The following is a 14,367-nucleotide window of genomic DNA, read 5'->3' as shown; positions in this document are numbered from 1 at the left end:
TCAGAAGATAGCGGATGCCGCCGCGTCGCGCGCAGTCATGGCACTCACTGCGAGACTGTTTGCCCGGCCTGTCTCGAAGTCTGCGACCTCCTCCGGGAGGAGGGGCGGCGGCAGGCTGCGGCCCTCCCGTGCCGAGGCCTGAGCCGCTTCCAGTATCGCCATCGTCGCCACGCCCTCGGCGGGGGAAACGGGATTGGCCGTGCCTTCCGTCAGAGCGTCTCGGACGGCGTCATAGAAGCGGCAATAGTCACCATCGATGGCGGTGACCAGCTCCGTTTCCCCGGTGGCACCATCGAAGAGCGTCGCGGCGTCGAGGTCGATGCCCCAATCGAGGTCGCGAGGGACCATGCCGGCGCGCAACTGGTTCTCCTGCACATCGACGTCGCGCTTGACCAGGCTGGCTCGCGAACCGTGCAAGGTGAAGCGCTGCGTCCCGCCGGAAACCAGCATGCCCGCGCCCAGAATCACATGCAGCTTGGGATAGGTCAGCATGATCTGGAACCAGTCATCCGCCTTGGCACCCACGCGTTGCAGCGCGATATGGGCCGTCACGTGCTCCGGCAAGCCAAACAGATGCAGCGCCTGGTCGGCTAGATGCGGCCCGAGGTCCCACCATAGGCCGCCACCGGGCTGGCGGCTTTCCCGCCAGCGATCCTTTACCTCCGGCCGGAAGCGGTCGATGCGAGACTCGACATGCGCTATCTCGCCAAGCCGGCCATCGCGGATGGCCCCGGCAACGGTCAGGAAGTCGCTGTCCCATCGACGATTCTGGAACACCGAAAGCAGGCACCCGGTCTCACTCGCCAGCTTGGCAAGCCGCCGCGCCTCCTCCAGCGTCACCGTAAAGGGCTTGTCGATGACGACATGCTTCCCCGCCCGCAGAGCCGCCTCGGCCAGCGGGGCGTGGCTCTGGTTCGGGGTGGCGATGACGACCAGATCCACATCTGGGTCGGTGGCCGCCTTGAGGGGGTCGGCGACGGGGCGGACGCCAGGGAGCCGCGCGCGAAGCTCGTCCTCGGGCTGCCGCGAGCCGATGACAGCCAGTTCCAGCCCCTCCACGCTTCCGATGAGTGGCGCGTGGATGGTGCGCCCGGCATAGCCATAGCCGATGAGGGCGACGCGGATCTGTTCGGCCATCGATAGCTCCTGACTCTGTCGTCGCTAGGCATCTCGGGTCCTGGCCCCGGAGACGGTTCCGAAGGCCGAGCCGGTGGCTAGAAAAGCGCGCTCCGATCGGGGTCGCAGCAAATCTCTCAGCCAAGCATTTTATCGTCTCTATGGAGAAGGCTATGAAAGGAATCTTCTTCCCAATTGAAATTGGGTTAAAGTCTTGCCAGCGGCTGCCGGTTGGTGTCCGCTGGCGTAACGTCGCCGGCAGGGAAAGAGGAAACGAATGGCCCAGGTCTCGATCAGAACCTTAAAGAAGAACTACGAGAACAGCGACGCCTTGGCCGTGAAGGGCATCGACCTCGAGATCGCGGATGGCGAATTCGTCGTGCTGGTCGGCCCCTCCGGCTGCGGCAAGTCCACGACCCTGCGGATGATCGCGGGTCTTGAGGACATCTCCTCGGGCGAGATCGACATCGGCGGCCGCGTTGTCAACGACGTCCCCCCGCGGGACCGGGACATCGCCATGGTGTTCCAGAACTACGCGCTCTACCCGCATATGAGCGTGTTCGACAACATGGCCTTCGGCCTGAAGCTGCGGAAGTTCCCCAAGGAAGACATCAAGCGGCGCGTCGATGATGCGGCCCGCATCCTCCATCTTACCCCGCTGCTCAACCGCAAGCCGCGCGCCCTGTCGGGTGGCCAGCGTCAGCGCGTGGCGATGGGCCGGGCCATCGTGCGCAACCCGAAGGTCTTCCTCTTCGACGAGCCTCTGTCGAACCTGGACGCCAAGCTGCGCGTGCAGATGCGGACCGAGATCAAGAAGGTCCACAACACCGTCCGCACCACCACGGTTTATGTGACCCATGACCAGGTCGAGGCCATGACCCTGGCCGATCGGGTCGTCGTCATGAACCAGGGGCTGATCGAGCAGGTCGGGCCGCCGCAGGAGCTCTATCACCACCCGCAGACGAAGTTCGTGGCCGGCTTCATCGGCAGCCCGGGAATGAATTTCATTCCGTGCCGGCTGGCCAAGGAAGGCGAAAAGCTTGTGGTCAAGCTGACGAACGGCGTGTCACTGCCGGTGCCGGCGGAGCGTACCGCGCGCTATATGCCGTTCCAGGGCAAGGACATGATCCTGGGCATCCGGCCCGAGCATATGGCGGTCCTTCCGGGCGACAATCGCCCCGGCTTCGCTCCGCTCGATGTTGATATCGACATTACCGAGCCGATGGGCATGGAGACGGTGATCTACTTCTACCTCGCCGGTGGCGCTCCGGGCGCTTTGGGCGAAGTAGGCAAGGACGGCGCGGGCGATGTGGCGCCGCCGCTCTGCGCCCGCATCGACCCGGACGTTACCGCCCCTCCGGGCGGAAAGCTGACACTGTCGGTCGATATGAACAACATGCACCTTATCGATCCGGCGACGGACAAGGTGGTCTAGTCTTCCGCCAGCGTCTTGATCGGTCTCATCCAGTCGGGATGCTCCGAGTGGGTGAGACGGGGGCGTGCGAGGCATCCCGCTCAAAGCTGACGCCGCTCAAACTCTAATCCCCCATGGCGACCGCCGGCGGCGCAGGTGGATGGGGGCGGAGCCAGGGTTCGGAACTGTCGATGACCACAACGGCGTCGCCCGCTAGCGGTGTCGGGTCGGCATGCGCCGGCAGCAGGGCGCGGTAGCTGATATCCCGCACAGCGAAGGCCCGAAGATCCGCGTCGATGATCCCGCGGCGATCGAGGAATTTGTTGAGCGCCGCCGAAACCCGGATGCAGCCCTCGGAATCCGGCCGACCGATACGGTGGGCGAGAATGGCGGGGTCGGTCGCATGCATCTCGACCCGGATCTCGATCGTCGATTTCGCGTATCGCCAATCATCAGTGGTTCGCCAGCCGAAATCCCAGACCCGCATACCCTTCACGCCGAGGCCGCGGATGTGGTTCTGGTTGTACGTGCCCTGTGCCCTGTAGCCGAGTTCGGCGCCATTGTTCAGCAGCACGCCGACGGGGGTCTTGTAGTGTTCCTTGCGTCCCGGCTTGCCGGTCGAGACATGGCTGGTGCCGAGGATCTGCCAGAGCCCATCCGGCGTAACCAAGGTTACGGCCATGATCTGCGTGGCCGCGGCGCGATCGACTAGAAGCAGGAGCTGCGGGCGGAGGAAGAAGAGGTTGCCCGCCAGCACCATGCGCTTGCCCAAGGCGATCATCGTCGCCTGTCGAGCCGCGGTCATGTGGGGTCCGTTCGGCGCCACTAGAGCCAAAGCCGAGCGAATTGCGGCGGCCTCGGCCGCGATGGCCGCTTCGTTAAGGGGCTTGGCTGCGGTGTCAGGCAAGGGCCCAGCAGGCCGTGCGAAGACGCCCGTATTCACCGAGAGCATGACGACAAGACCAAACGGGCCCGCGAGGCGAGTAGCGGTGCGCAGCATGGTGACCCCAATAACGAGCCCGATTTAAGATAAAATGAGTAGAATGCTATCTAATCGACAATATCATGTCTTACACGTAATGCGCAGAAAATACGGAGTTATTTAGGCCGCTCTCAAATTTTCCAAGGGCCAGCGCGGAAGGGGGCGGTGATCGATGCCGTCCCTCGCTAATCCGGCGTGGAGTCGCTCGCAGGCCGCCCAGGCGATCATCACGGCATTGTCGGTGCAGTAGCGCAGCGGTGGTGCGATCAGCGGCACGCCGTGTTTCTCGGCGACCACGTTCAGAGCCGCGCGCAATGCCTGATTGGCGGCAACACCGCCCGCCACCACCAACCGCGTCGCCTCCGGCATCACGGCCAGAGCGTGAGCCGCACGATCGGCCAGGATCTCGGCAACGGCAGCCTGGAAGCTCGCGGCGATGCCGGCGGCGACCGTCTCGTCCAGCGCGCCCGCCGGTTGTCGGCTGACGAGCTGCGCCACGGCCGTCTTGAGACCGGAGAAGCTGAAATCGCAGCCCGGCTTGCCGAGCAACGGGCGCGGCAGAGGGAAGCGGCGGGCATCGCCGTGCGCCGCCAGGCGCTCGATGGCCGGGCCGCCGGGTAGCGGCAAGCCGAGCAGTTTCCCGACCTTGTCGAAGGCTTCCCCGACCGCATCGTCGATCGTGCCGCCGAGGCGCCGGTATCGCCCGACACCTTCAACCGCCACACATTGGCAGTGACCGCCGGAGAGCAGCAGCAGCAAATAGGGAAAAGGCGCGCCATCCGGGACCAGCCCCGGAAGCCTGGCCGTCAATGCGTGGCCTTCGAGATGGTTGATCGCTAGGAAAGGAATCCCAGACGCCAGGGCGAGGCCCTTGCCGAACCCCGCGCCGACCAATAGCCCGCCGATCAGGCCCGGACCGCTGGTCGCCGCAACCGTGGAGAGATCCGCCATGCCGAGCCCAGCTTCGGCCATCACATCCCGGACCATGGCGGGCAGATGAACGAGATGGGCACGCGCCGCGATCTCCGGTACCACCCCGCCGAAGGGGGCGTGTTCCGCGAACTGGCTGAGCACCCGTTCCGCAAGGATCCGTCCGTCCTGATCGAGGATCGCGACAGCAGTCTCGTCGCAGGAAGTTTCGATGCCAAGAATTGGACCAGCGAGCCCTTCGCGCTTCCATGCTCCGATCAGCGTCGGCGCGGTCTTTTCTTCCGTCATGGCAAGCTATAATCACCCGTCGATGAAGTCCTCGGAGATCTTGTCGCACGAACCGCGGGTGAAGCCCCATGCGCGGCCGTTGCCGCTGCGCGTCGGCACACGCGGGTCGCCGCTGGCCTTGGTGCAAACCCGCGCCTTCCTGACCCAGCTTTCCCGCTTCTGCCCGGTGCTGGATTCCATGAGTGTCTTCGACGAGCATGTGATCACCACATCGGGCGACCGCATTCAGGATCGTCGCCTTACAGACATTGGCGGCAAAGGACTGTTCTCGAAAGAAATCCACGAGGCCCTGGCGGATCGGCGTGTCGATTTCGCCGTGCATAGCCTTAAGGATCTCGAAACCGATCTGCCGCCCGGCATCGTGCTCGCCTGCACGCTGAAGCGGGAAGATGCCCGCGACGTCATGATCCTGAGGCCTGGCGTCGAGAAGCCCGACCCGGATGCGCCGTTTTCGTCCTTGCCGCCGCATGCCGTGGTTGGCTCGGCCTCGGTGCGGCGCCAGGCGCAGCTTCTGCACGAACGGCCGGATCTCGTCGTCCGCACCATTCGCGGCAATGTGCAGACGCGCCTTGGCCGTGTCCGGGCCGGCGAGTTCGACGGCAGCCTGCTTGCTCTCGCGGGCCTCCGCCGGCTGGGTTTGGAGCGAGAGGCCGATGCGGTGATCTCACCCGCCATCATGGTGCCTGCGGCCGGACAGGGGATCGTCGGCGTCACCGTTCGGGAAGATGATACGGAACTCAGAGAGTTATTGGCGGCGATCGAGGATCCGGAGGCGCGCGCGGTGTCCTCGGCCGAGCGCGGATTACTCGCCGCGCTGGACGGTTCCTGCCGCACCCCGATCGGCGGTTACGCGCGCCTGCTCCCGGATGGCCATCTTATTCTCACCGGGCTTGTGGCACGGGAAGACGGTTCTTTCCTGCTCAAGCGTGAGATTCAGGGTTCGGCGCGGGAAGCGGAGGCCTTGGGCCGGACGCTCGGCGATGAGCTGCGGGCGGATTCGCCCGTCGACATCTTTCTCGATTGAGCCTCGCGGCCGCCGCTTTCGCGAGAATGCGATGACGCCCGTTCTTGTCACGAGGACGCAGCCGGGCGCCTCGATCACCGCCGAACGCCTGTCCGCGCTGGGTTTCGCGCCGGTCGTTGCCCCGTTTCTCGACATTCGGCCGGTTGCCGCGCCGAACCTGCCGCCCGCGACGGAGGTTCAGGCAGTGCTCGTTACCAGCGGCCACGCCCTGCCGCCACTTGCCGCGTGCCATACCGCATTGCCGCTCCTCGCCGTTGGCGACGCAACGGCCGAACGCGCGAGACGCCAAGGCTTTTCGCGGGTTTGGAGCGCGGACGGCAATGCGATCGACCTCGCGGATCTCGCGCGCCGTGACCTCGATCCGGCGGGTGCCCCGCTGCTGCTGGCTGTCGGCACAGGTCAAGGTCAGCGGCTGGCGGAGGCACTTGCTGCCCAGGGCTTCACCGTTCTGCTTCGCTCCGTCTACGCGGCCGAGCCGGTTGCCCGTCTACCGGAGGCCGCGAGCGCCTTCCTGGCCGAAGAATCCGACGGCTGGGTACTGTTTTTTTCGGCTGAGACCGCCAACTGCTTTCGGCGCCTGGTAATCCCTTCGGCCACGCGTTTCTCCCGGCTCCACCTTGCCGCGATAAGCAATGGGGTTGCCCTCGCGGTGGGGGACTTGCCCTGGGGTGACATCCGTGTGGCAATGAAGCCGACGGAAACTGCGGTATTGGCCCTGCTTCATGAGTGACGACCAGCCTCCAGCCGTCCCGCCCACGGCGGCAGAACCGCCCGCGTCTCATGCGGACACTGTCCCGCCGGCTTCGTCCGTCCCACCCTACGGCGCGTCGGCTTCTGCTGCGACGGCCTCCTCGGAGGCGGCATCTTCGCCGCCCTATGCTGCTGCCGCAGCCGAGGACAGGCGGAGCAGGCGGGGCGCCCGCGTGGCGACTGTTCTGGCGGTCATTGCGCTGCTCGGTGTCGTGGTGCTGGGCGCGGCTGTGGCCCAGCTTTATCTGCAGCCGCCACCGCAGCCGGCCGCGGCAGCGCCGGCGCCGGCTGCGCCCGATCTTCAACCCGCGCTCACCGCACTGCAAAGCGAGGTCGCCGGCATGAAGACGCAGATCGCGAGCGTCGAGACGTTCGCTCACCACACGGCCGATCAACTTTCGGCCTTCTCCGCCGCGCCGACGCCCGTAACGCCGAACAGCTCGGCCGCTGCGGCTCCTTCAGCTCCGCCGGCTCCCTTGGCTCCCTTGGCTCCCTCCGCGGCTCCGGATGCTGCGACTGCCGATCTGCAAAAACAGCTTGCGTCCCTGGCCGCGCGTCTGGATCGCCTGAGCAGCCAGACCGCGCAGCAGTCGAACGCTGCACCGTCTGCAACAGAAGTCGCGACGCTCGCGGCCCGTCTCGACGCGCTCGCCCAGCGTCAGTCGCAGGACAGCGAGACGACGCGCCAGCAAGCGCAAGCGATGAACACGCAAGCGGAGACCGTGCAGAAACAACTCGCCACGCTGACGAGCCAGACCGACGTGCTCGCGCAAGCGAAAGACGCCCTGCCGAAGCTCGCGGCGAAAACCGACCGCCTCGCGGAACTCGTGGCGGTCGGGGACAAGCTCCGCCTGGGGCAGCCTCTTGGGACGCTGCAAAACGCGCCTCCGGCCCTCGCGCGCTTCGCCACCACGGCGTCGCCAACCGCCGCATCGCTGCGGCTCAGCTATACGGATGCAGCACGCAAAGCCGGTGAACTGGCGAGCCCAGCCCCCGCGCAAGCCCGCTTCTGGGACCGCGTCTGGCTGCGCGTTTCGGATCTCGTCGTCGTGCGGCGCGGCGATCAGGTGTTGGTCGGTGATCCCGCCGCAGGCGTGCTCGCCCACGCAGGTCGCCTTGTCGATGCCGGAGACATCTCGGGCGCGGTCGCCACCCTGAAGCAGTTGCCGGCACCGGCCGCCGCTGCCATGGCGGGTTGGGTCGCGCAGGCGCAGTCGCTGATCGATGCACAAGCGGCCCTGGCGCAGATGGCGGGCGGCTGATGCGCCGCGTTCTCGGCTTCCTGATCCTCGCCGCGATCCTGCTGGCGATCGCCTTCGCGATCGGCGCCATCCCAGGAACCTTGGTCGCGACGGTTGGCACGCTGACCATCTCGCTCTCGCTGCCGCTTGCGATCCTGGCGCTGCTGGTGACGATCATCGTCGTCTATCTCGTGCTGCGCCTGATCGGCCTGATCTTCAGCGTCCCAAGCCGCTTCGGCCGTGGCCGCCATGAGCGGCAGCAGCGCCAGGGCGATCGCGCCATCACCCGCGCCATGGTGGCAATTGCCGCCGCCGACCCGCGTACCGCCTTGCGCGAATCGGACCGGGCTCGCCGGCTATTGCCCCAGGCCCCGCTCGCGCGACTGGTTTCCGCCGAAGCCAATCGCCTCGCCGGACGGCCGGAGGAGGCGGAGGCCGAGTTTCGCACCCTCACCGAACAGCAGGATTCGGCCTTCCTTGGCTATCGCGGGCTGCTCCGGCAGGCGATCGATCAGCAGGACTGGCCGCTCGCCGCCGACCTCGCACGCCGGGCCGAGGTGGCGCATCCCGGCGCCCCCTGGCTGCGCGCGGAACGCGCTCGCCTCGCTTTGCGCACCGGCAGTTGGGCCGAGGCGCTGACACTGACCGGGCCAGAAGCGCCCCGCGCCGTCATGGCGACTGCGGCAGCGGAGGCCGCGACCGATCCCATCGAGGCGCTGCGCCTCGCCAAGGATGCCTTCAACGCGGATTCGTCCCTGACCCCGGCGGCGCTCGCCTATGCCCGGCGGCTGCGCCTGGCGCGCGAGGAACGGCGCTCGGACAAGGTGGTGGTGACAGCCTGGACCGCCGCGCCGCATCCCGAACTTGCCGAGTTCTACCTCGATACCGAGACAGATCCGATCGTACGCATGAAGCGCGCCGAGCAGCTCGCTGGCGCGAAGCCGGCTCATCCGGAGACTCACCTGATGCTGGCCCGCGCGGCTCTGGCCGCGAAGCTCGTGGGCGAGGCGCGGCGCCAAGCCGATCTTGCTCTTGCAGGCGGCCTCGATCAGCGGCGGGTCTGGCTGCTCAAGGCGGACATCGAGGAGGCTGCGTCGGAGGGTCCACTCGCCGGCACGGGTGAGGCGGAGGGTGCCGCGCTTCGCACGGCGCTGCGGCGGATCCCGGCGGCACAGCCCGATCCTCGCTGGCATTGCACGGCTTGCGGTACCGATCATGCGGTCTGGCACCCGGCTTGTCCGGCCTGCGGCGTGTTGGGCCGGGTCGACTGGGTTGCACCGAGGCGCGGTGAAAACGCGTCGCAGGTCGCCCTCATTGACCGAACGGCCGTCTCCGGAGACGTGGCGGCGCCCGGCTCGCGACGCTGAACCTCCTCGTGGGCGGCGCGCGGCCGACGCCGCAGACTCAGCCGCGTTGCGCCACCAGGAAAAGGCGTGGGAACGCCAGCAGCACTCGGCCATCCGCACGCGTCGGATAGGCCTCGGCGAGGCGAACCTCATACTGCGCGAGGAAATCCGCTCGCAGCGGTTCAGGCAATGGATCGAGGAACGGCCTGAGGCCGGTGCCGCGCACCCAATCGACGATGGCGCGCGGCGAGGCGAGAGGGTGCTGATAGGCGGTCCGCCAGATGTCGATGTTCACCGCGTGCGGCGCCAGCAGATCATAAAGCGCCGGGATCGCGGGCAGCGGCTGCCGTCTCGCCGCCGCCTCTGTAAGCAAGCCGACCCAAGGACCATCAGCCGCGATTTCCCGCATCAGCCTATGCGTCGACTCTCCGAGGTTGTCGGGCATCTGAACCGCGAGAACGCCGCCGGGCGCGAGCGTTCCGACGAGCCGGGGCAGCAGGCGCTCATGATCCGGCACCCATTGCAGCGAGGCATTGGCGTACAAGAGATCAGGTGGCGCCGCGGGCTGCCAGCCGGCGATATCGGCTTTCTCGAATCGCACGCCGGGCAGGCGAGACCGCGCACTCGCCAGCATGTCCTCGCTGGTATCGACGCCGAGCATATCCGCACGAGGGAATCGTGCCCGCAGCAATTCCGTGGAATTGCCGGGGCCGCAACCGAGGTCCACGACCGAGTTTGGCGCGTCGAGCGGCACGCGCCGCAGCAGATCCGCCGCGGGGCGCGTCCGTTCGTCCTCGAATTGCCGGTAAAGCGCGGCATCCCAATCAGCCATCTGGTTCGTCCTTCGCATCGCTCGGTCACGTCGCTGTATCTTGACCGGCCAAGCCTGTCGCTCCACAGATCAGCAAGCCTTGACCTGACAGATGCGAAAGTTCCTCCATGCCGCCCGATGCCGCAACCGTAGAGGCCGCCGACCGCGCCGCTCGGCACTGGATCGCCGAGGATGCCAGCTTGCCGCTCGGGAGCGAGGCGCATAAGGCCGCCGTCTGCCGCATGTTCCACGAGACCTTCAACCCGTACAAGCCCTCGGTCATCGATTGGCCCAAGCTCGATGATGAAACACGCAACCGTATCATCAATCTGCCGATCTGGGACATCGCGGTACAGACTGAGGGCAAGGCGCGCCTGAGAATGCTTTCCTATGCGCGGTCCTGTCTCGATCCGGATATGAACAAAACCGTCGCGCTGAACGGCTGGGAGGAGGGGCGCCACAAGGAGGTGCTCTCCAACCTCGTCGAGGCCTACGGCATCAAGCTTGAGCCCGAGCCCGAGTATATTGAGCCGAAGGACCCGGAATGGGCCTATATGGTCACCGGCTACAGCGAGTGCATCGATAGCTTCTTCGCCTTCGGCCTGTTCGAGCTCGCCAAGCGCTCCGGCTACTTCCCGCCCGAATTGGTCGACACCTTCGAGCCGGTGATCCAGGAGGAGGCGAGGCATATCCTCCTATTCCAGAACTGGGCGGCCTGGCATCGCCGCAACATGCCCTTCTGGCGCCGCCCGTGGTTCGAGCTTCGGGTTGCCGCCGTGTGGATCTTCCTTGGCTACGAGCGCATCGGGCTGGCGCGCGGCCTGGATGACGGCAAGAAGGCGCAGGACAACAATTTCACCGTGACCGGCAGCGCGGCCGTCAGCAACGCGGATGTCAGCATCGCCGAACTCATGGATATCTGCCTCGCCGAAAACGACCGGCGCTTCGCGGGCTACGATCGCCGCCTGCTTCGCCCCACGACAATGCCAAATATGGTTCGGTTCGCTCGCCTCTTTATGCGTCGTCCGCGCCCGGCGGCGACAGCCGTCGCGGCCTGAGTTCTCGGCGCCCCAGGTCCAGGTCAGCCGCAATAGTGAAGGCACAACTTCTCCGCTTCATCGGACCGTTGGTCAGGACTACGCCGTGACAGGCGTGATCCACGAGGCGCTGAACTTCATCCGGGAGCATGAATCCTGGGCGATGCCTCTCGCGTTCCTGCTGGCCTTCGGGGAATCACTGGCGGTTATCTCTCTGGTCTTGCCGTCCTCCGCCATCCTGTTCGGGGCCGGCGCGCTCATTGGCGCCGGGGCGCTCGACTTCATGCCGGTTTGGGCTGGTGCCGCAGCGGGCGCTGTGCTCGGCGACTGGTTCTCCTTCTGGATTGGCGGGCGGTGGGGCGAGGGCGTTTTGCGCCTATGGCCGCTCAATCGGTACCCGCGACTGTTGCCCCGGGCTGAGGATTTCTTCGCACGCTGGGGAACCGGCGGTGTGTTTGTCGGCAGGTTCCTCGGGCCGCTACGCGCCACGGTGCCGCTTGCGGCGGGGATCGCGCATATGAGGTTCTGGCCTTTCCAGGCCGCTAATATCCTGTCGGGCGTCCTGTGGTCGGCAGCGCTTCTGGCGCCTGGCAGCTGGGGCGTGAAGTGGATCGAGCAGGTGCTGCCGTAGCTTGCCGTCGCCCCGTCGCCCCGTCGCCCCGTCGCCCCGTCGCCCCGTCGCTAGCGTCAGCGCGGTAGATCGGGAAGCACGCGGCGAACCACGGCCGGCATTGTCAGGCCCTGCACCACGACACTGAAGATCACGACCGCATAGCAAACCGGCAACAGCACCGACTTCACTTCGCCCTCCGGCAGGTTGAGGGCAAGCGCCACCGATATACCGCCGCGCAATCCGCCCCAGGTCAGCAAGGCCATCGGCCCGAAAGACGCGGTTTCCTTCAGCCGAAACACCTGGCTCGGCACGAAGATGCTGATGGCGCGCGCGGCAAGGGCGAGGGGTATCGCGAGTGCGGCGGCTCCGAGCGCGGACCAGCCCAAAGGCACCGCGACGATCTCCACGCCGATCAGCAGGAACAGCAGCGTGTTGAGCAACTCATCGATAAGCCCCCAAAACTTCATGACGTGGCGATGTGTCGCCTCGCTCATCGCGTTACGGCCATGGTCGCTGCCCATCGCGAGCCCGGCTACGACGACGGCGATCGGTCCCGACAGATGAAGCGCATGGGCGAGGCTATAGGTGCCGGTCGCCAGCGCCAGCGAGATCAGGAGTTCGAGATCCACATCATCCAGTCGCCGCATCATCCAGAGCGCAACCCAGCCGGTGACGAAGCCCAAAAGGGAGCCGCCGATCGCCTCGGTCAGGAAGGTCGTCGCGATGCTGGCGCCCGAGAACATCCCGGTCCCGCCGGTCGCGATACCCAAAAGCGCGCCGAAGACGACGACGCCGACGCCATCGTTGAAGAGTGATTCGCCGGCAAAGATCGTTCGCAGCCCCGTCGGCAGGCCGAGGCGCTTGAGCAAGCCCACGACTGAAACCGGATCGGTTGGCGCCAGGATTGATCCCAACACTAGGCACCAGATGAACGGGATCGGATGACCCACGAGACGGAAGACGAGCCACATCGTGCCGCCCAGGATCGACACGGCCAGAACAACGCCGGTCGTCGCGAGCAGGCCGACCGTCCATTTCCGGCTCCACAGCTCCTGGATATCGACATGAAGCGCGCCCGCGAAAAGCAGGAAGGCGAGGGCACCGTTCATCAGCGCGCCCGGCAAGTCCATGGTTCCGAGCACCTGCCGCGCGGTCTCGCCGAGCGGGTGGCCGGTCACCAGCGGATCGACCGCGAGCAACAGGATGGAGACGATCAGCGCGATGACCAGGACGCCGGTTGAGGCGGGAAGACGCAGGAAGCGGTTGTTGATGAAGCCGAAGATCGCCGCGAGGGACAGGAGGACCGCGACGAAGGAGAAGCCGCTCATAGATCAGGTGGCGCTTTCTCTCGTTGCGGCAGGCGATGCAGCGTCCAGAACCATTCCAGGGCGCTGTTCGACCAGGTGTGATCTCGCGGCGGGGCGAGGGCAGGGTGGTCGAGGCTTGCGGCGGTGAGGTCGGTCTCGTCCGGATAATCGCTGCTCTCGAAGGTCAGCGCGGTGCCGCAGGCGGGACAAAACCTGCGGCGCCCCTCATCAGATGATGCGAACGTCGTGGGCGTGCCGCTGGTGAAACGAAAACTGGCGCGCGGCATCGTCAGCCAGGCGACCGCTGGAGCGCCCGTCGCACGGCGGCAGGTCTCGCAATGGCACAGGGTCTCGTGGAACGGATCGCCTTCCGCCTCGTAGCGGATCGCGCCGCAGAGGCAACCGCCTGTGAGGAGTGTCATGGGCGGAAGGTTAGACGGGATGGGCGGGTTTTAGAAGCGCTCGGTCGCGCGGAACCCGCCTGGATGTCAGAGGCCCGTCGCGCGCAGGCCCTCCTCGGCGTAGCGGGCGCCCACGAAGGCGGCCGCCGGCAGGATGCGGTCGATTTCCTCGCGGTCCGCTGCGGTCAGGGTGACGTCGGCCGCTCCGACATTTTCCTCCAGATACTTCACCCGTTTCGTTCCCGGGATGGGAATAATGTCGTTCCCCTGAGCCAGCACCCAGGCCAACGCGAGCTGACCCGGCGTGCAGCCTTTGCGTTTGGCGAGTTCCTGCACCTCGGCAACCGCGTCCAGGTTGCGCTGGAAGTTCTCACCCTGGAAGCGCGGCGAGGTGTGGCGCCAGTCATCGGCGGCGAGGTCGCTTGGCGCTTTGATTTCGCCAGTCAGGAAGCCGCGGCCGAGCGGGCTGTAGGGCACGAAGGCAATGCCAAGCTCCCGCGTTACCGCCAGAATCTCCTCCTCAGGCTCGCGGCTCCATAGCGAGTATTCCGTCTGGAGTGCAGCGATCGGATGCACGGCATGGGCGCGGCGGATGGTCGCGACGCCGGCTTCGGACAAGCCAAGATGCTTGACCTTGCCTTCATGAACGAGGTCGGCCATTGCGCCCACCGTCTCCTCGATCGGCACGTTCGGATCCACGCGGTGCTGGTAGTAGAGGTCGATCGTTTCCACGCCGAGCCGCGATAGACTCGCCTCGCAAGCCTGCCGGACGTAGGCGGCGTCACCGCGGATCGGACCGCGACGGCCTTGTTCATCCCAGGTATTGCCGAACTTCGTCGCGAGGACGATCCGGCCGAGATGCGGCTTCAGAACCGGGCCTACCAGTCGCTCATTCTCGCCGAGCCCGTAGGTATCGGCGGTATCGAAGAAGGTGATGCCGAGGGCCAAAGCGCGCTCCAAGGTCCGGACGGATTCCTTGTCATCTCGTCCACTGTAATAGGCTGACATTCCCATGCAGCCGAGCCCGAGCTCCGTCACCTCGGGGCCACCGCGTCCTAGCTTGCGTGTTTTCATCGGTCAGCTCCTGGATCCAGGTCGTTTGGTGGT

General features: G+C 66.3%; 14 protein-coding genes. 7 read left to right on the top strand and 7 right to left on the bottom strand.

The window, feature by feature from the left end:
- Complete coding sequence (locus tag GSQ92_RS00655; RefSeq protein ID WP_159012817.1) at positions 1-1,137, bottom strand: oxidoreductase; 1,137 nt, start codon at positions 1,135-1,137, stop codon at positions 1-3.
- Between the two features lie 256 nt (positions 1,138-1,393).
- Between GSQ92_RS00655 and GSQ92_RS00650 the strand changes: the two genes are divergently transcribed.
- The gene (locus tag GSQ92_RS00650; RefSeq protein WP_158800967.1) at positions 1,394-2,551 is read left to right on the top strand and encodes an ABC transporter ATP-binding protein; all 1,158 of its coding nucleotides are present in this window, start codon (positions 1,394-1,396) and stop codon (positions 2,549-2,551) included.
- A 103-nt stretch (positions 2,552-2,654) separates the two neighbouring features.
- On the opposite strand, the gene GSQ92_RS00645 is transcribed toward GSQ92_RS00650, so the two are convergent.
- Together GSQ92_RS00645 and tsaD are read right to left on the bottom strand one after the other, a co-directional pair.
- Complete coding sequence (locus GSQ92_RS00645) at positions 2,655-3,530, bottom strand: hypothetical protein (protein ID WP_254065445.1); 876 nt, start codon at positions 3,528-3,530, stop codon at positions 2,655-2,657.
- 102 nt (positions 3,531-3,632) lie between these two features.
- Positions 3,633-4,730 carry a tRNA (adenosine(37)-N6)-threonylcarbamoyltransferase complex transferase subunit TsaD gene (tsaD, locus tag GSQ92_RS00640; RefSeq protein WP_158800966.1) on the bottom strand — a complete coding sequence of 366 codons (1,098 nt, stop codon included), beginning with the start codon at positions 4,728-4,730 and terminating at the stop codon, positions 3,633-3,635.
- A 22-nt stretch (positions 4,731-4,752) separates the two neighbouring features.
- Between tsaD and hemC the strand changes: the two genes are divergently transcribed.
- From hemC to GSQ92_RS00620, 4 genes are all read left to right on the top strand, one after another.
- Positions 4,753-5,754, top strand: a complete 1,002-nt coding sequence (gene hemC / locus GSQ92_RS00635) for a hydroxymethylbilane synthase (protein WP_254065444.1) — start codon at positions 4,753-4,755, stop codon at positions 5,752-5,754.
- Between the two features lie 31 nt (positions 5,755-5,785).
- Positions 5,786-6,484: a uroporphyrinogen-III synthase gene (locus GSQ92_RS00630; protein ID WP_158800964.1), complete on the top strand. Its 699-nt coding sequence runs from the start codon at positions 5,786-5,788 to the stop codon at positions 6,482-6,484.
- Positions 6,485-6,677: 193 nt separating this feature from the next.
- Positions 6,678-7,766, top strand: a complete 1,089-nt coding sequence (locus tag GSQ92_RS00625; RefSeq protein ID WP_158800963.1) for a COG4223 family protein — start codon at positions 6,678-6,680, stop codon at positions 7,764-7,766.
- Complete coding sequence (locus GSQ92_RS00620; RefSeq protein ID WP_158800962.1) at positions 7,766-9,112, top strand: heme biosynthesis HemY N-terminal domain-containing protein; 1,347 nt, start codon at positions 7,766-7,768, stop codon at positions 9,110-9,112. Before GSQ92_RS00625 ends, GSQ92_RS00620 begins: the two co-directional genes overlap by 1 nt.
- 37 nt (positions 9,113-9,149) lie before the next feature.
- Here GSQ92_RS00620 and tam read toward each other — a convergent pair whose 3' ends face one another.
- The gene (gene tam, locus GSQ92_RS00615) at positions 9,150-9,923 is read right to left on the bottom strand and encodes a trans-aconitate 2-methyltransferase (protein WP_158800961.1); all 774 of its coding nucleotides are present in this window, start codon (positions 9,921-9,923) and stop codon (positions 9,150-9,152) included.
- A 107-nt stretch (positions 9,924-10,030) separates the two neighbouring features.
- On the opposite strand from tam, the gene GSQ92_RS00610 reads away from it, so the two are divergent.
- On the top strand, positions 10,031-10,960 hold the full coding sequence (locus tag GSQ92_RS00610) for a ferritin-like domain-containing protein (protein ID WP_158800960.1): 930 nt from the start codon (positions 10,031-10,033) through the stop codon (positions 10,958-10,960).
- A gap of 85 nt (positions 10,961-11,045) precedes the next feature.
- Complete coding sequence (locus tag GSQ92_RS00605) at positions 11,046-11,570, top strand: DedA family protein (protein ID WP_216849869.1); 525 nt, start codon at positions 11,046-11,048, stop codon at positions 11,568-11,570.
- A 56-nt stretch (positions 11,571-11,626) separates the two neighbouring features.
- Here the strand turns inward: GSQ92_RS00605 and GSQ92_RS00600 are convergent, their stop codons facing one another.
- From GSQ92_RS00600 to GSQ92_RS00590, 3 genes are all read right to left on the bottom strand, one after another.
- A complete protein-coding gene (locus GSQ92_RS00600; RefSeq protein ID WP_158800959.1) occupies positions 11,627-12,880 on the bottom strand; it encodes a sodium:proton antiporter in 1,254 nt (417 codons plus the stop codon).
- Positions 12,877-13,281: a GFA family protein gene (locus GSQ92_RS00595; RefSeq protein WP_158800958.1), complete on the bottom strand. Its 405-nt coding sequence runs from the start codon at positions 13,279-13,281 to the stop codon at positions 12,877-12,879. Before GSQ92_RS00595 ends, GSQ92_RS00600 begins: the two co-directional genes overlap by 4 nt.
- 66 nt (positions 13,282-13,347) lie before the next feature.
- The gene (locus GSQ92_RS00590) at positions 13,348-14,334 is read right to left on the bottom strand and encodes an aldo/keto reductase (protein ID WP_158800957.1); all 987 of its coding nucleotides are present in this window, start codon (positions 14,332-14,334) and stop codon (positions 13,348-13,350) included.
- Positions 14,335-14,367: the final 33 nt, after the last annotated feature.

Source organism: Acidisoma sp. S159, from assembly GCF_009766125.1.
Classification (GTDB): Bacteria; Pseudomonadota; Alphaproteobacteria; order Acetobacterales; family Acetobacteraceae; genus Acidisoma.
Note: the sequence above shows the minus strand (reverse complement) of the source record. Positions and strands in the feature narration are given on the sequence as shown.

Coding starts and splice junctions, on each gene's coding strand:
- tsaD (WP_158800966.1), bottom strand. CDS start 4,730: ATGACGGAAGAAAAGACCGCGCCGACGCTGATCGGAGCATGGAAGCGC.
- GSQ92_RS00630 (WP_158800964.1), top strand. CDS start 5,786: ATGACGCCCGTTCTTGTCACGAGGACGCAGCCGGGCGCCTCGATCACC.
- tam (WP_158800961.1), bottom strand. CDS start 9,923: ATGGCTGATTGGGATGCCGCGCTTTACCGGCAATTCGAGGACGAACGG.
- hemC (WP_254065444.1), top strand. CDS start 4,753: ATGAAGTCCTCGGAGATCTTGTCGCACGAACCGCGGGTGAAGCCCCAT.
- GSQ92_RS00645 (WP_254065445.1), bottom strand. CDS start 3,530: ATGCTGCGCACCGCTACTCGCCTCGCGGGCCCGTTTGGTCTTGTCGTC.
- GSQ92_RS00600 (WP_158800959.1), bottom strand. CDS start 12,880: ATGAGCGGCTTCTCCTTCGTCGCGGTCCTCCTGTCCCTCGCGGCGATC.
- GSQ92_RS00595 (WP_158800958.1), bottom strand. CDS start 13,281: ATGACACTCCTCACAGGCGGTTGCCTCTGCGGCGCGATCCGCTACGAG.
- GSQ92_RS00650 (WP_158800967.1), top strand. CDS start 1,394: ATGGCCCAGGTCTCGATCAGAACCTTAAAGAAGAACTACGAGAACAGC.
- GSQ92_RS00655 (WP_159012817.1), bottom strand. CDS start 1,137: ATGGCCGAACAGATCCGCGTCGCCCTCATCGGCTATGGCTATGCCGGG.
- GSQ92_RS00610 (WP_158800960.1), top strand. CDS start 10,031: ATGCCGCCCGATGCCGCAACCGTAGAGGCCGCCGACCGCGCCGCTCGG.
- GSQ92_RS00620 (WP_158800962.1), top strand. CDS start 7,766: ATGCGCCGCGTTCTCGGCTTCCTGATCCTCGCCGCGATCCTGCTGGCG.
- GSQ92_RS00590 (WP_158800957.1), bottom strand. CDS start 14,334: ATGAAAACACGCAAGCTAGGACGCGGTGGCCCCGAGGTGACGGAGCTC.